The organism is Sporomusa sp. (assembly GCF_035561155.1).
In the GTDB taxonomy this organism is placed as follows: Bacteria; Bacillota; Negativicutes; order Sporomusales; family Sporomusaceae; genus Sporomusa.
The window spans coordinates 14,509-30,178 of sequence record NZ_DATMYD010000090.1; the positions used below are offsets into that span (position 1 = coordinate 14,509).

Here is a 15,670-nt window from a genome sequence, read left to right on the forward strand (position 1 = left end):
GATAGCATGTTACTCTATATGTGTCAACTTTTAAATTCCATCACCATGGAGCCCCGTAAATTTACCTACTCGATATTTTTCAGTTCGCTCCACTTGCATAATTTGCCCGGACTGAATTTGGATCGCAACCTTACCATACTCCATGCCGCTGACAGATTGTAAAATTCGTGTCCGCAAAGCGGCTCCGGCTGTCGCTTTTGTAGCTGTTTTGCCGGCCGCTTTAGGCTGCTGTTCACAAATCCGGATTTTTTCCAGTTTTTCAATTTGAATTACCTTTGAGTCTTGGACTACTAAAGTAAGCGAGCCAAAACTAATATCTCGCACCGCTTGTTCAATAAGCTCAAGCCCGGCATCAGAGAAATGCTTGCTGGTACTCACAGTTTCCTGTTTAGTCATTGATATATCCTCCATTTGGCTCTACTACGCGCGTTTTTCCCTGAATCCATGCGTCTCAGACACTTTCCGGCCAATGCCCTGAATTTTGCCGGTGATACATGACCGGCAGTGAGCAGGCGTATCATTAATACATATTTTCCCGGGATACAAAAGATACATCTGGCGATACTCACCCTCAGTAACATTAGGCATGACAACATTAGCGCCACGCTGCAATGCGAGTACCCGTCCTTGGGGATTGAGTGACTCCATCGCCGTTGTCGCCGGAATATTAATATCAGGCAACAACAGGCGGATCATAGCCATGACTTTAGTGCTCAAGTCAAAAGTACCACCGGCTTCAGCGGCAAGCGGTGTATCAGGATTAGGAATAAACGGGCCTACCCCAATCATATCAGCGTCAATCTCTTTAAAGAAAAGAATATCATCAGCCAATGACTCAATTGTCTGTCCTGGTATACCTACCAAACAGCCTGTACCCACCTCGAAACCTAGTTCTTTGATATCATTCAGACACCGCACCCGGTTATCCCAGCTCATGCCCGGATCTAATTTTTCATAAAGCTCTTTGTCTGTAGTCTCAATTCTAAGAAGATATCGATCGGCACCAGCTTCGCGATAGGCTTGGTACACTTCGCGGGGCTTTTCACCCACACTGACTGTTATCGCTAAGCCAAGCTCTTTAATTTTCTTAATGATGAAGACCATAGTATCAACGTCAAAGCATTCATCTTCACCTGACTGCAATACTACTGTCCGGTAGCCATATGACTTAGCTTTGACAGCAAAGTCAATAATGGTATCGGTATCCAGTCGGTAACGATCTACCTTTTTATTATCACGCCTAAGACCACAATATAGGCAGTTTTGTTTACAAATATTCGAAAACTCAATCAGACCACGCAGGTGCACTTCATCACCCACATATTTTCGCCGCACGCGGTCGGCAGCAGCAAAAAACTCTTCTGCATATTGATTATCTGTCAACAGCGCAACAATTTCGCTTTTAGCAAGTTCATGGGTTGTTTCGGCTTTTTGGATTAACGCCTGAATATCTCTCACATCAGTCATAGTATCACTGCCTCCCTATATTCCCAAAAACAGATGTTTCCTTTTGAAATTATGATATATGGTTTTTGAACTGGCGTCAATAAAAAGAACATCGTCCACCGCTAACAAATGTCTATTGACAAATGTTAATAATTATGACAAAATGATATCCAATAATTGAATACAAACTTATCAAGAGTGGTCGAGGGACTGGCCCTATGACACCCGGCAACCGGCAATTATGCAAGGTGCTAAATCCAGCGGAGCAATCCGGAAGATGAGTTATTAGCGTATATAGGCGGCTCTTCTTGCGGAAGAGCTGTTTTTTGTTGTCCTGATAGAAAGTTTAACTTTCCCTGGATAAGGGCAACATCGACTTCCGCTCTCGCCAAGGCTCGGCACAAGCCGTGTTTTCTTTACCATTATTAGAATAGGAGATGATCGTTATGAAATTTGCAACTAAAGTCGTTCAAGCCGGTCTAGTTACTGACAAAACAACAGGTGCCATCAGCACCCCTATTTATCAGACAGCCACCTTCCGTCACCCCGAGCTTGGCCGAAGCACAGGCTATGACTATTCCCGTACGCAAAATCCAACCCGTAAAGCAGTAGAAGAAGCTATAGCAGTTCTTGAAGATGGCCACGCTGGCTTTGCCTTTTCCTCTGGCATGGCGGCCCTTACGTCCGTACTTATGCTTTATCGTCCTGGCGATCACATTATCATAACAGAAGACTGTTATGGCGGGACATACCGTATTCTCGACAAAATGTTTACCCAGTTTGGCCTTACTGCTACTTTTGTCGATACCGGCGACATCACCCAAGTACAGCAGGCAATTCTGCCAGCAACCAAAGCGATTCTCCTTGAGACTCCGACAAATCCGCTGATGAAAATCGCTGATATAAAAGCCATTGTTGATCTCGCCCGGAAAAGCAGTGAAACCCCAATTCATGTTATTGTTGACAATACCTTTTTGTCTCCCTATTTTCAACGTCCTCTGGCCCTTGGTGCTGACATCGTTGTTCACAGCGGTTCCAAATATTTATCAGGCCATAATGATCTTATCTGTGGCCTTGTTGTAGCTAAAGATGCTGCGCTCTGTGAAAGAATCGGCTTCGTTCAGAATGCTGCCGGCGCTATTCTTGGGCCGCAGGACAGCTGGCTGCTGCTGCGCGGCATGAAAACCCTAGCCCTTAGATTACGACAACATGAAGAAAACGCGCTGGCTGTCGCCAAATGGCTTACATCTCATCCAAGTGTTACCAAAGTTTATTACCCTGGGCTGCCAGATCATCCTGGTAAGGAAATACAAGATGCCCAAGCCACAGGCTATGGTGGTATGCTCTCCTTTGTTGTAGACCATCCCCGTCTGCCAGCACAAGTGCTGCGCAAGGTAAAAGTTCTCCAATTTGCCGAAAGTCTGGGCGGTGTTGAATCTTTAATTACTTTCCCTGCGATACAAACCCATGCCGATATCCCGGCTGACATCCGACAGCGGTTAGGCATCAGCGACTGTCTACTGCGGTTGTCGGTGGGCATCGAAGATGTTGAGGACATTATTGAAGATTTAGCGCAGGCGTTGGCTTAATAGCCAACAATCTCACGAAATAGAGTCAGAGACTAGTCTCTGACTCTATTTCTGTCATATATTATGATTGAAAGCTAAGACGCCGGCTTAGCACATTAAAATTTGGCTACTACCGCAGCACGATAGTATTGGTAGCCTCTATCATCAGCAGCAGTAGCCTCTTTATCAGTCAGTTTCTGATAGGCTACATAGGCCGATAGGTTTTTACTAAACCCGTAGTTATAAGCAATGTTCAATCCTTTTTGATTTCTCACATCAGAAAATGCCTCTGTTGAACTAGCCTTGTTTTGCAGGCTATAGGACGTCAGTCTGCTAATAGAGTTTTTACCAACATTATAATATTTTACAACAACATTGTTTTGACCTTTTCTGGTAATTTCTTGATCGCCGATGGTAGCTACAGCAGTCCAAGCAGTTTTATCTGTATCGAATTGCTGGTTATAGACATACTCGCCACCAAGCGAAAAGCTGGAATCAAATACATATTTAGCATTACCGTATAAATATTCTGCCAAAGTTGTATGTACGTCGCCCCCGTCTTTGAGGGTAGCATACCCGGCGCCATAGCTAAGTTTGCCATTTTGGATAGCAGCTTCCAAAGAGGCTACATCAATGGTAGTGGCAGGAACAGCAGTTGTTTGATACGGTTCAGGCAGGTGTGTATCTTTATTATTCCTAACTGCCCAAATGGATGCTACTGCCGAATTTTTTTGTTGCCGGCCCCAATTACCGACAAGATTAACGTTCCCAGCTTTAGTTTCAAACTTTACCCCATCAAAGCTGGCATAGCCATTATCCACAATAAAGCCAGTAGTACCCAGTTTCAGTTCTTGCGCACCAACGGTAGCTTTCACGGCACCGACATTACTAGTCAGGAATACCCGGTCAAGCGTAACGGTATTTTTGTTATCATCTGCGGCTGAGGTTGCTCCAAAACCAGTAAAGGTGGCACTAGCATATTTATATTTCGTACCCGCTTTTGTCACACCTGATGTCACCCGCAGACCAAGATTAGTGTTATCATCTACTTTAGCCTCACCATTTAGTCTGATGCGGTAGGCACCGCCGACACTGGATGCAACTGTACCGTTATTATCCTGGGAGGTATAACGAACTTCAGCATTGCCGCTAAATTTGAGGTTTGGTTGATTTTTTTCCAGCTTATTTAGACGGACACCAATATTATTCAGTTCGGCAGCAAATTCTGCAGATAGTTTATCCAATAAAACCTTTTGCTGGGCGTTAGCTTTAGTGTAATTTCCCAATCCACGCGCTATTAAAACCGCAAACTCATATCGTGTCAGTGGCTTATCGCCACGAAATGTACTATCGCTATATCCGTCAACTAGACCGGCTTGATGCAATTGACTTACAGCGTCATAAGCCCAATGCTTGGTAGAGACATCGGAAAAATCCGTTGCTGCTGCAGCCGGCCCCGCAATACTTACTACTAATAAAATGGTAAATAACATTATAATTGATTTTTTCACTATTTTTTCCCCCTCGTATAATTACATTTTTCAAAGTGAGACTTAGCTTAAATTAATGCACATAAATAAAACCTCCTTTATGTTGCACCTTGCATGAGGAGGTCAAACAATGCTATATTTATAGCAAGGCAGACCTCTTTCATGAGGTGTTGCTGGGGAGGAAGTCGCTCAACTCTTGGTCGGGGCGGGCGGCTTCCTTTTATTAATATAATAAAAGGCTGTATCCCAAGTTAATTGGAAAACAGCCTCCAGCTTTTAGCTAGCCAGGTGTTTACTAATTCAAATTTTATGCACCTGCTAATTCCACGCCGATGGAGCAGGCATACTCCCCACTTAGGTATTTTAAAAACAAAAAGGTCAGAGCAATGTTTCTCAGAAACATCATTCTGACCTTTGGTTTTTTCCAATCAGCCTTAGTACATATTAACTAGATTATACTTAAATTATAATAAAAAGCAAGAAAAATATGCATAACAAGGTTAATTTAATTCTCTCTGAAAAGATGTCCCGCCCCATTGGCACCACAGGCCTGCCTGTAGTACTATAATTTTAAATTACATAGGCTGATCGCTAAAAACCAAAGGCTAAGGTATATCTGCTGATATGCCCTAGCCTTTGGTTTTTTTACACATTGAACTTGCCTCCCCATCAATTAATTATAGAGCAATAAGGCCAAAGAAATTGCTAATAAGCAACTTCTTTTTGCCTTATTACATGTATAGATATTGTTTTTATCTGTCCCTAATTGAACCGTGTAAGCACAACTGAATAGATGTCTTCAAGCAGTTTAAGCCCACCACCATAGCCTACATAGGAACTGTTTATAACCAGCCTTTCTTTTACAGGCCAGGAAATTGACAAATAGTGCGCTTGCGTTTTTTTCGCTATTTTCTTTTCCCATGAGCTGCCAATAATTAAAGGATATCCGGTAAAATACGTGTCTTTAATCTCATTTTGTATAAGATAGCCATCAGACAAGAAGGCTACGTCTGCTTCAATCCCATAGTTTAATGTTTTAAATTCCGCTCTGATCTGCTCTTGATATTCATCAGGTGTGTTATCTGTGATATATTGCTTAGAAGGAAATAACCCAACATCATTAACCAGGAACTTAGTTACGGCTAATGAATATTGAGCATCGGAAACGACAACAAAGCGTTTAGACATAACACGGGTTTCCAGAAACACATCGGCAAACCGTTCAATAAAATAGTAATATTTCTTTTCATTCTCGAAAATAACATCTTCAACCTTTTGTTGATCTACCCCAGCAAATTCACCCACTGCCCGCAAAAATTTACTGGATTCAAAAGAACCAATGGGAAGCGTGGGAAGATGTAAATAAGGTGTGCCAAATTTTTCTTGCAACAGCTTTACATTATTTAAGCCCACCCAGGGCGATACCAGCAAATTAAATTCCGCTGCCGGTATTTTATCAATATTTTTGATACCCCGCTCATAGCCAAAGATTGTATTAGGGATTAAGCCAAGCTGGGCAACAAGATTCTCCAATTCAGATAAATTGCCATACCAAAAGGGATCAAACTGCGGGATACTTGCCCATATATTCACGAGGCCTTTAGTCTTTTGCTCTGCCGGTTGTAAATATTGCTCAATAATAGCCTGAATGACCCACTCGTGTCCTAAAAGATTATTTCCCTTAAACCCTGCTGTCGAAGCAAAGATTATGGGTTTCTCTGTATCTTTAAATGAGCGGACCACCTCTTCCATATCATCGCCGATGATTTCAGAAGCGCAACTGCTTAATACAACATACATGTCGGCATTGACTACTTTGAGGGCATTCTCAATGGTTTCCCTTAATCGTTCTGTGCCGCCAAAAACTACATCTTTTTCATTAAGATTGGTGCAAGGAAAAATCCGGGGCGCAAAATGCCCTGAACCACCATAATCTCCCCCCTGAAGTTTATCAGCGCAGCCAGGACCTGAGTGTAATATAGGCAAAGCATTCGTAATTGCCTGGACGGTCTGCATGGCGGCCATTGCACATTTATATCTAGGTTGATCCAATATTTTCGGCATCTATTTCACATCCTCCTTTAGGAATGCTGCGTTATCTTGTTTATACCACCAATCGGAATACGGAAGCGTAATGCGGGAAGCAAGATTCTTTTCGAAACTTCGGTTTCTGATTGTATCAAGTATTGTATTGGCAAAGTCCAGTGTCCCCCGATAGCCAAAAGTCTTATATTCATCACCAAGGAAAAGTGCCGCAATCCCTTGCTTAATAGCCCAGACAGTTGTGCCTGGGTGCCTGGCCAAATAAATATCCGGTTTATAGGTATTTAATATATTAAGAATTTCAAAATTTTGCTGATCACTAACACTTACTTTAAAATTATTAGGATTTTCTGTTACCAACTGTTCAAGGTAAGGCGGCGTCTCACCATTATCATATTTCGCATCAAAATGCCATGAGGCCACCCACACGACCTCGATGCCAAGCTCTTGTAGAACACGGGACACCTGAAAAGCAAAGCTCGCTCCCATCCCCAGGACTGCCCGTAGTCCTGTGAGTTCTTTTTTTACTGCTTCAATTTTAGGCAGATAGAATGCTCTTTCTTGTTCAATATAAGCTTCTACTGCCGCTTCTTTCTCGATTACCCGGCCTATTTCCCTGAGCCATGTTTCGAAACCAACAATACCTAACGGGTTGATGGTCTTGATATAAGGCACTCCATATTCTTGTTCTAAGCCATTGCCTAAATATGTTCCCAATGTGCCGCAGATTGACACAGTGGCCTGCGCTTCGGCTAGATGGGAAAGCTCTTCTACCGTAGAATTGGCATAAAAGAAAAAGGGCTCCATGCCAAAATTAGAAAAAATTTCTATAATCTCTTTTCTGGCGCTTTCATTAAAGTTTTTAAAATTGATTACATTACTCTTTTTTTGCGGTGGCTTTACAATACTAGTGAGAACAGCATGATCTGCAGCATCAAAACCAGATGCCCATACTCTTGATTTAAAGCCTTCACAATGAACCGGCGCCAACGGAATCGGCAATTCTGATTGTAGCTCAGCAATAACACTGTCGACATCTTCGCCGATAATGCCAGACACGCAGGAAGTTCCCACAAAAATTGCTTTGGGTTTATAGCGATTATATGTTTCGATGATTATTTCTCTCAGATCAGTTGTAGCACCAAAAATAGTGTCCGACTCATCCATATCGGTCCCGATAAAAACAGTATCATATTCAACACCCCGCTTCGCTGCAAGCTGCGTATGATGGACAATGACCGTAGAAGACCCTGCAGTACAACCTGAGGGCGCGTGATTGATCACAGCAACATCTGTGATGCTGGCAAGCTGGTTCAAGGCACAACCGGCATCACAAGAACTTGACTGACTAAAGCAACGTTCTTTTTCCTTAAGTGTCCCGCATCTACTCTGTTGGACCAAGTCGTGTAGATCCCCAGAATAGCCGGTGATTGATCCTAACCTATTTTCGCGCGTACCTGCTGAAGTAACATTTAAATTAATAGCCATACATTCTCTCCTTATACATATTTGTTGCAAGATAAAGTGAGACTTAGCTTCAGGTGGGGTTTTTACCCCATCTGAAGTTTAGTCGACCAACTTCCAGGGAAGCCGCTCGCCTGTGCCCTTTGGGTATAACTCCCACCTATAGAGGATGGGAGTCTTAGAGCGGGTTAGTCATCGGATAAATAAAAGGCCAGTAAAACATTTTTTCAATGTTTACTAGCCTTTAGTCTTTTAACTAATCAGCACTATATATTTTGTTTTTGCAAATGACCTGTATCTCTATCAATAGCTTTCCCAGATCACAATCTCTGTCAGCGGCTTTCGTGCCTCATCATGCCTATCCGGTGATTTGGCTTCCCCAGCAGCGTAGCCGACTCCGATTATATTGACTGGTTCAAGGTGGTCCGGAATATTAAATTCTTTGCGAATCACGGCCGGATCAAAATAACATACCCACAGCGTTCCCAGGCCCAGTTCAGTTGCTGCCAGGATGATATGGTCGGTAACAATACTTGCATCAATATCCACACTTTTTTTCTTGTCATAAGGCCGTACCCAGGCAGTCTCATGATCGCCAGCCACAATGATTGCCAGCGGTGCGCCATATACATTAGCCCCTTTTCTGAGTTTCTCCAGACCTGTCTGCTCCCGCACAACAATCAACCGACTGGGCTGATTGTTATGGGCTGAAGGTGCAACGCGGCCAGCTTCCAATAGCTTCTGCAGCTTTTCTGCTTCCACCGGCCTATCTTCATATTTACGCACTGAATATCGCTGTTTCAACAAATCGAGAACACTCACGAAAATCCCCTCCTAATGTACTTTACCTGTTACCATTTTTTTAATAATAGGCAAGGCGCAGATCTCTTCCTTGCAAATCAGCGCCTCTGGTTCGTCTAGTCAACATATTCAAGCAACAATGAATTGCCCTGTATATTTAATTATAACTATAGCATAACTGCAGCTTTTAACGCCAGTATATGCTGCCTTCGTCTGTCAGCTCTTTAAAGAGGACAGTTGATAAATACCGTTCCCCCGTATCTGGCAGCAGGGCAACCACCGTTTTACCGGCATTTTCAGGCCGTCTGGCTATCTGAGCGGCAGCAAATGCAGCAGCACCGGAGGAAATGCCGACAAGCAAACCCTCCACCCTGGCCAGTACCCGGGCCGTATCAATGGCCTCATCATTTTTCACTTTAAAGATTTCATCGACAGCCTCAAACTTAAACACCTTGGGTACAAAGCCGGCCCCAATGCCCTGAATCTGATGCGGGCTGGGATTGCCGCCTGATAAAACAGCAGAATCATTGGGCTCAACGGCAACAATCCTGACACCCGGTTTACGAGCCTTAAGCACCTCTCCAACACCGGTAACTGTACCGCCGGTGCCTACACCAGCGACAAATATGTCGACTTTCCCCTTGGTGTCACGCCAGATTTCCTCCGCTGTTGTCTCCCGGTGAATGGCCGGATTGGCAGGATTATTGAACTGCTGCAATATGACGGAGTCCGGAATCCGCACTGATAATTCTTCGGCTTTACGGATAGCGCCCTTCATCCCATCAGCCCCTGGTGTCAGCACCAGTTCGGCGCCCAAGGCTTTTAACAATGCCCGGCGCTCCAGACTCATGGTGTCCGGCATGGTAAGAATAATTCGATAGCCTTTGGCCGCTGCCACAAAGGCCAGGCCAACACCGGTATTACCGCTGGTAGGCTCAATAATCACTGACCCGGGTTTGAGCACGCCTGTTTTTTCAGCGTCCACCACCATTGAGTTGGCAATTCTGTCTTTTACACTCCCCAACGGATTATAATATTCGAGCTTAAGCAGCAGTTCAGCGTTTAGCTTAGCCAGTTTCGCAAAAGAATTGGGCCGCAGTAGCGGCGTATTGCCAATAAGCTCTGTCAGATTATCTACAATAGCAGGCATTCCTATTCCTCCCCTATATTCAGCCTTGTTGGGCTTCTTTGATATTGTCAAACGGATTGCTTTCATACCATTCCGGTCGGAACGGCAATGGTACATTTGCCCCGATCTTTTTCGAAAAAGCAGTATTTTGGAGTCTTCTTGCCGCTTTTCTTGCCAGCTCAAAGGCCCCTGAATAACCCATATAGTTAAACGACTGGCCAAAAAGTGGCGTAGTAGGTATCCCCAGTTTGGTTACCCAGGCAGGGGCGCCAGTATGACCAACATAAAGGTCAGGTCTAAGGCGGTTAAGTACCACCAGTTCTTCTGACGGTTGCCCTGGGGCAACATCAATAACAGCCTCCTGGTCATCAATATCATCAATCATCGGCACAGCAAAGCGGTCAAAATTATGTGGTTTTAATCCCAAAACCTTCATCCCTAACGACTGATAAAACTCAGCAGTTGTAAAGATACGGGTTTCGCCGCCACCCACAAATACCGTCTTGCCTTTTAATACTTTTTTAAATGGTTCAAGCGCCTCTTCCAGTTGCGCGTTTTCAATCGCGATCAGCTTTTCTACCTCGTCTTCAAGCTTGAAGAATTTTGCAATAACCCGCAGCCATTGATTGGTATTTTTGATACCGATCGGCAGGGTGTCAATGACATATTCGGTACCGAAACGCTCTTTTAAATGACCGATAAGATAATCGTCGTGTGTGGCGCAAATACTAATATTGAGCGCCGCCTCACCGATACGTGAAATCTCTTCAATACTGGCATACAGGGGCATGACCCGCACATTTAGACCGAGTGCCTTAAGCAGCCTTGACAGCTCTACTTCATCCCCATAGCTTGTGGAACCAACATTTAAGAGATTTACCGTTTTGCTGTGCAGAACCTTTTCAGCAGCATCCGCAGTTGCCCCGGTGACATCTTCCGGAGTCGCTCTGTCGTATTTTTTAATGGGATCAACCAGCTTTTTTAATACCCCATGATATGCTGAGTCATAGCCTGTAGCCACAAACTTGCTTTTAAAGCCTTCGCAGTGAACAGGTACTACCCTGGCTGAAAGCTGCCCGTCAAGCTCATCGATTAAAGAGTCGATATCATCACCGATAATACCTGGCACACAACTATTACCAATGATAATCGCATCTGGGCGATATTCCTTCTCTGCATACAATATCGCTTCCCGCAATTTATCAATACCACCGGAAATAACATCATTCTCATCCAGGTTTGTGTGTAGCCAGATATTATCGGTTACCGGTTTGTGCTTTAGCACCCGGAATGTTTTACTATACCCAGCTATACCCAGGTTATTGGAGGCGCAGCCCAGCGGCCCATGGATGACAACAACCACATTCTGGAATGATCTGACAATACCCAGGGCCAGACTTAATTGGCAGCCACCGCCCTGCGCAAACTTTCTGCTGTTATACTTGGTGCACCCCTGCCCCATTCCATGTTTCAACCCTGAGCAAGAACCACCAAAGGCATATGTCGCCTCAATTCGTTCCTCCCTGGTAGGTGCAGCCTCGGCTGATAAATAGTCATATGTAAGATCTTTAGTTAAATTAGACATTGTTATACCCCCTTTTATCGATTGCTAACAAGCGCCGAAAAAAGATCTTCGGCAAGTGATAAACCACCCTGATACCCGGTATAGCCTTTATTTAAAACTGCCCGGTTTGTGACCGGGAAAGAAACAGGCAGGAATGCGGCCCCGATCTTTTGAGCCGTAGAGCCCTCCAGGCTACTGCCGACAAGGAATGCAGGACTGAGAGCATCATAATATTTCTCATTAGTGTTGTGTTTCCAGCTCTTCCTGATATGGCTCAAGAGCTGTCCGGCATGCTGTTCAAATATTACTTTCGGTTTAGCCTCAGAGGTTAACTGGTTAAATTTCAGCTCATATTTCTTTTTGCTGATATCATCCACTTCTTCATTGATGACGACAAGGTGTGGCACCCAGCCTAAATCGTCAGCAAGAAAACTAGTCAGCGAAAACGCATAATTGATATCGGCAGAAACAATGGCATAGCGTTGCAGGTCTATATCGCTGTAAATATCCAGGAACCTTTCAAGATAGCTGTAATATTCACGTCTTTCATCAGCAATAAGCTCATTAACTACCGCTGTCTCAATGCCCAGTTGCTCACCAATTTTATGTAAAAAGGCCTCGGTTCTGGTCTCACCAATGGGAAGATCCACAGTAATATAGGGAATATTATGTTTTTCCTCAAATACTTTAGCTGTATCAATACCATATTTATCCGAGAAAACGATTGTCAGGGCAGCATTCCCGTAATTTCTTATTTTTTCAATGGTTTCCCCATCGCCAAAAAAAGTATTGGCTTTTATACCCAATTTTTTTAACAATCTTTGAATTCCCTTAATATTACCCCGGAAAAAGACGTCCTGACCTGGCATAATACCCAAAATATTGACGGTCTTTTCGGCCTTTATTGCCTTAGGTTCAATAAACTCGGCTGCCAGGGTGCTCAGCACCACGTCATAACCTTTAAAGCCATTGCCGATAAAGCCAGGGGTGTTGGCGGCAAGTACAGGATACTTGCCATCCTTAAACCGTCGGGTTACACCGACAGCATCATCGCCGATGATTTCCACCTGACAACCTGTCACTACAAAGTACAGATCGCCGTCAATTATTTTGATGGTGTGGGTAATTTGCTCCTCCAACCGCTCTTCGCCGCCAAAAACAATATCCTTTTCGACAACATTTGAGGTGGGTGTCATATGACCGCTGCAATACCCGGAACCCTTGTAGCCACTTGCCTGGCTATAGGTACCAGCCAGCATAGTTGCACATCCGCCTGATGCATGAACGATAGGGATAGCCCGCGGCAGTGAGGATATTGTAACAATTGCACCACCCAAAGCGCATGTAGATTTGGCGCGTTCAATAAAAGTACCCATATAATAACCTCCTAATATTCAATCTTTTATAATAAGCAATAAAGATTATAGGTACGACTGTATGGTATTAGTAAATCTTTATTAACTTCATTGGTGTTAATTGTAAATTGCACTCATATGTGCTTTCATTTTCGGCAGGCAGTTATAAAATGCAATTGCACCTAGCAGGCAAATACTGCCGAAAATGCATTCAGTCGCCGGTGCACCAATACGTTCAGCCAAGAAACCGGCCAAAAGGCTGCCTAATGGTGTCAAACCCTGGAACGCCATCGAGTACATACTCATAATTCGCCCGCGTTTATCATCATCAACCACTGTCTGCAGCAGTGTATTTGTTGCAATGCTATGCATAATCATGCCAATGCCGGCAAAGAACATAATACATAAAGCCAGCCATATCGAGGTGTTTTGCGAAAAAATGGTCAGTGCTAAACCAAACAGCCCCGCGGCTACCGGAATAATATTCTCCAAACCGGCAACATAGGATCGAGCCGCCAAAAAAGATGCGCCACAGATAGCCCCTAACCCTGTTGCCGAAAACAAAAAGCCCAAAACATAGGAACCGCCGCCCAGAACCTGATCAGCAAAAATTGGCATAAATACAATGTAGGGCATTCCTAAAAAACTGATGACCCACAGCAAAAAGAATAGATACCTAATGGGTAGAAATTGATATGCATAGGTAAAACCCTCGCATAATTCACGGCTAATTGACCGGCTTGCTGACTCAATGTGTTTTGTACGAATCTTCATTGCCAGCAAGGCTGCTATCACTGCAATGAAACTACCGGCGTTCAACAGAAAGCAGATTCCTTCGCCAACAATAGCAATCAGAATTCCGGCGATAGATGGCCCTATCAGACGCGCTACGTTGATAATAATTGAGTTTAAGGCAATCGCATTATTCATATCCTCCCGGTCATCGACCAGATCAACAATAAATGCATGCCGGGCAGGCATATCAAAGGCCTGAATGCACCCCAGCATTGTGCCCAAAGCCATCACATGCCAGACCTCGATCCGGTTACTCAATACCAATACTGCCATAACAAGCGCTTGGAGCATCGACATAATCTGTGTAAAAATAATAATTCTATGTCGACTGAAACGATCAACCAGCAGCCCGGCCAATGGCCCCAGCATAAATCCTGGCATCTTACTGCAAAAATTAACTGTCCCTAACATTAAGGCTGATCCAGTTAACTGGTAAATAAGCCAGTTTATCGCAATATCCTGCATCCACGTCCCAATCATCGAAATCGTCTGCCCGGTAAAAAATAACCGGTAATTACGATGACGCAACGCGCGTACTATCAGCTTGCAATTAGCGGTAATTTTGTCTTGGATATCCCATTTGCTCCCCATAAAGCTTAACTATCTCCTCTTGCACCTCTTTTTATCAGGAACAGTCTACCGCTTCTATATACAACGCGTTAAAGTATCTGCAGTTAACACACTGCCTGCGCCTGCAAACATCATTACTGCGAAATATCTATACCGAACATGAAATTAAAAGGCTAAGGCGCTATTAAGCAGACCTTAGCCTTCTGTGTTTTACTGATCAGCTAATGTTTTCCTATTAAGAACTATTTTTCACATCCGGATTTACACACAAATTCCTCCTGCTAGCTATGACTATTGAACCGTATCCTGTACGTCTTTAAAGAAGACAAAGCTGTTTTTATGCAAGGCTTCAACATCTACACCTTCACCCAGCATACCGACTTTCTGTAATTGCTTGGCAGTTATGCCAAAGGCATCATAAGCTCCTTTGACAGATGGGATATAATTATAGGTTTTTAACACCGCTGCATTAAATGTAGCGTCCCCTGCAACCCACTTCTTTTCAACCTGAATTTTTGCGGTTTCATCTTGATTTTTCTGTATCCAGGCGCTTGCTTTCTGCATAGCACGGGTATATTTTGCAGCAACCTCAGGATAATCTTTGGCTATATTGTCACGAACAAACGCAGAGCAGCAATATTGATGATTATATGGTTCAGTCACTGCCGAATCAACCAGAGTGTTCAAAGAAAATTCTTTTTGGGCTACGGCTGCAGTCGGGTCATTCATTGCAAGCGCATCGACCGAACCATTTTTCAAAGCAATAGGAAGATCGCTGGCATTAAATACGACAAATTCCACTTCCATATTCTTCTCACTTACACCAACACCAGCATCGGCAAGGGCACGTTTCGCAAAAATGATTGGACTACTGGTCATGCTGGGAACCCCGATACGTTTACCTTTTAGATCTGTGAGTGTTTTAATTCCAGAGTTGTTAGGAACAAGCAGCTTGTCGCACCCTGTATGCAGGCCTGTCGTAACTTTAATGGGTAAGCCATTGGACAGTGGCTGCATCAGGCTGGCGAGCAAGCCAAATCCTGCGTCTATCTTGCCTGCGGTAACAGCTTCAAAAGTTGTTCCCGGTGCCAGCTTAATCAGATCAACCTTTAAACCCTCCTCGGCAAAAAAGCCCTTCTCAACACCCATATGTACAGGAGCTTCACATAAGCTGCCGCTATAACCAATTTTCAGGACAAAGTCGTCAGCCTTAGATACCGGCTTTTGCCCGCAGGCTGACAGCAATAATGCAGATATCACTGTCATTGCAATAATAGACATTTTCTTTTTGATGTTCACGATTCCACCTCCCTTAATAATCAAAAACTTTTCTTCGTTTTTCTCGTGTATTCACAGTATTTCACATTGATAATATAGAGCCTACTCCCCCGGATAGACTGGCTAAGCTGGTCGCTATGTGGTTTTTGGGTACGGCAAACAAACCG

12 protein-coding genes and 1 riboswitch are annotated in these 15,670 nt (G+C 44.0%); of the genes, 1 reads left to right on the forward strand and 11 read right to left on the reverse strand.

Annotated elements, in window-relative coordinates; genetic code table 11:
- Nucleotides 1-30: 30 nt before the first annotated feature.
- Together VN447_RS12460 and hydE are read right to left on the reverse strand one after the other, a co-directional pair.
- Nucleotides 31-396 carry a YezD family protein gene (locus VN447_RS12460; protein WP_325525679.1) on the reverse strand — a complete coding sequence of 122 codons (366 nt, stop codon included), beginning with the start codon at nucleotides 394-396 and terminating at the stop codon, nucleotides 31-33.
- Nucleotides 397-420: 24 nt separating this feature from the next.
- Complete coding sequence (gene hydE, locus VN447_RS12465) at nucleotides 421-1,467, reverse strand: [FeFe] hydrogenase H-cluster radical SAM maturase HydE (protein WP_325525680.1); 1,047 nt, start codon at nucleotides 1,465-1,467, stop codon at nucleotides 421-423.
- Between the two features lie 165 nt (nucleotides 1,468-1,632).
- Nucleotides 1,633-1,730: riboswitch (SAM riboswitch) on the forward strand.
- A gap of 162 nt (nucleotides 1,731-1,892) precedes the next feature.
- On the opposite strand from hydE, the gene VN447_RS12470 reads away from it, so the two are divergent.
- The gene (locus VN447_RS12470; RefSeq protein ID WP_325525681.1) at nucleotides 1,893-3,035 is read left to right on the forward strand and encodes a PLP-dependent aspartate aminotransferase family protein; all 1,143 of its coding nucleotides are present in this window, start codon (nucleotides 1,893-1,895) and stop codon (nucleotides 3,033-3,035) included.
- Nucleotides 3,036-3,130: 95 nt separating this feature from the next.
- Here VN447_RS12470 and VN447_RS12475 read toward each other — a convergent pair whose 3' ends face one another.
- From VN447_RS12475 to VN447_RS12515, 9 genes are all read right to left on the reverse strand, one after another.
- Nucleotides 3,131-4,525: an S-layer homology domain-containing protein gene (locus VN447_RS12475; RefSeq protein WP_325525682.1), complete on the reverse strand. Its 1,395-nt coding sequence runs from the start codon at nucleotides 4,523-4,525 to the stop codon at nucleotides 3,131-3,133.
- 741 nt (nucleotides 4,526-5,266) lie between these two features.
- Nucleotides 5,267-6,568: a nitrogenase component 1 gene (locus VN447_RS12480; RefSeq protein ID WP_325525683.1), complete on the reverse strand. Its 1,302-nt coding sequence runs from the start codon at nucleotides 6,566-6,568 to the stop codon at nucleotides 5,267-5,269.
- Nucleotides 6,569-8,035: a nitrogenase component 1 gene (locus VN447_RS12485; protein WP_325525684.1), complete on the reverse strand. Its 1,467-nt coding sequence runs from the start codon at nucleotides 8,033-8,035 to the stop codon at nucleotides 6,569-6,571.
- A gap of 279 nt (nucleotides 8,036-8,314) precedes the next feature.
- Nucleotides 8,315-8,833: a nitroreductase family protein gene (locus VN447_RS12490; protein WP_325525685.1), complete on the reverse strand. Its 519-nt coding sequence runs from the start codon at nucleotides 8,831-8,833 to the stop codon at nucleotides 8,315-8,317.
- A 166-nt stretch (nucleotides 8,834-8,999) separates the two neighbouring features.
- Nucleotides 9,000-9,962 (reverse strand): cysteine synthase A, encoded by a 963-nt coding sequence (gene cysK / locus VN447_RS12495; RefSeq protein ID WP_325525686.1) that lies wholly within the window; start codon nucleotides 9,960-9,962, stop codon nucleotides 9,000-9,002.
- A gap of 19 nt (nucleotides 9,963-9,981) precedes the next feature.
- Nucleotides 9,982-11,526, reverse strand: coding sequence for a nitrogenase component 1 (locus tag VN447_RS12500; protein WP_325525687.1), 1,545 nt, complete (start codon nucleotides 11,524-11,526; stop codon nucleotides 9,982-9,984).
- Between the two features lie 14 nt (nucleotides 11,527-11,540).
- Nucleotides 11,541-12,881 carry a nitrogenase component 1 gene (locus VN447_RS12505; protein ID WP_325525688.1) on the reverse strand — a complete coding sequence of 447 codons (1,341 nt, stop codon included), beginning with the start codon at nucleotides 12,879-12,881 and terminating at the stop codon, nucleotides 11,541-11,543.
- 96 nt (nucleotides 12,882-12,977) lie between these two features.
- Nucleotides 12,978-14,246: an MFS transporter gene (locus tag VN447_RS12510; RefSeq protein WP_325525689.1), complete on the reverse strand. Its 1,269-nt coding sequence runs from the start codon at nucleotides 14,244-14,246 to the stop codon at nucleotides 12,978-12,980.
- A 270-nt stretch (nucleotides 14,247-14,516) separates the two neighbouring features.
- Nucleotides 14,517-15,524 carry an ABC transporter substrate-binding protein gene (locus VN447_RS12515; RefSeq protein ID WP_325525690.1) on the reverse strand — a complete coding sequence of 336 codons (1,008 nt, stop codon included), beginning with the start codon at nucleotides 15,522-15,524 and terminating at the stop codon, nucleotides 14,517-14,519.
- Nucleotides 15,525-15,670 lie beyond the last annotated feature (146 nt).

Coding starts and splice junctions, on each gene's coding strand:
- VN447_RS12500 (WP_325525687.1), bottom strand. CDS start 11,526: ATGTCTAATTTAACTAAAGATCTTACATATGACTATTTATCAGCCGAG.
- VN447_RS12460 (WP_325525679.1), bottom strand. CDS start 396: ATGACTAAACAGGAAACTGTGAGTACCAGCAAGCATTTCTCTGATGCC.
- VN447_RS12470 (WP_325525681.1), top strand. CDS start 1,893: ATGAAATTTGCAACTAAAGTCGTTCAAGCCGGTCTAGTTACTGACAAA.
- VN447_RS12505 (WP_325525688.1), bottom strand. CDS start 12,881: ATGGGTACTTTTATTGAACGCGCCAAATCTACATGCGCTTTGGGTGGT.
- VN447_RS12485 (WP_325525684.1), bottom strand. CDS start 8,035: ATGGCTATTAATTTAAATGTTACTTCAGCAGGTACGCGCGAAAATAGG.
- hydE (WP_325525680.1), bottom strand. CDS start 1,467: ATGACTGATGTGAGAGATATTCAGGCGTTAATCCAAAAAGCCGAAACA.
- VN447_RS12510 (WP_325525689.1), bottom strand. CDS start 14,246: ATGGGGAGCAAATGGGATATCCAAGACAAAATTACCGCTAATTGCAAG.
- cysK (WP_325525686.1), bottom strand. CDS start 9,962: ATGCCTGCTATTGTAGATAATCTGACAGAGCTTATTGGCAATACGCCG.
- VN447_RS12480 (WP_325525683.1), bottom strand. CDS start 6,568: ATGCCGAAAATATTGGATCAACCTAGATATAAATGTGCAATGGCCGCC.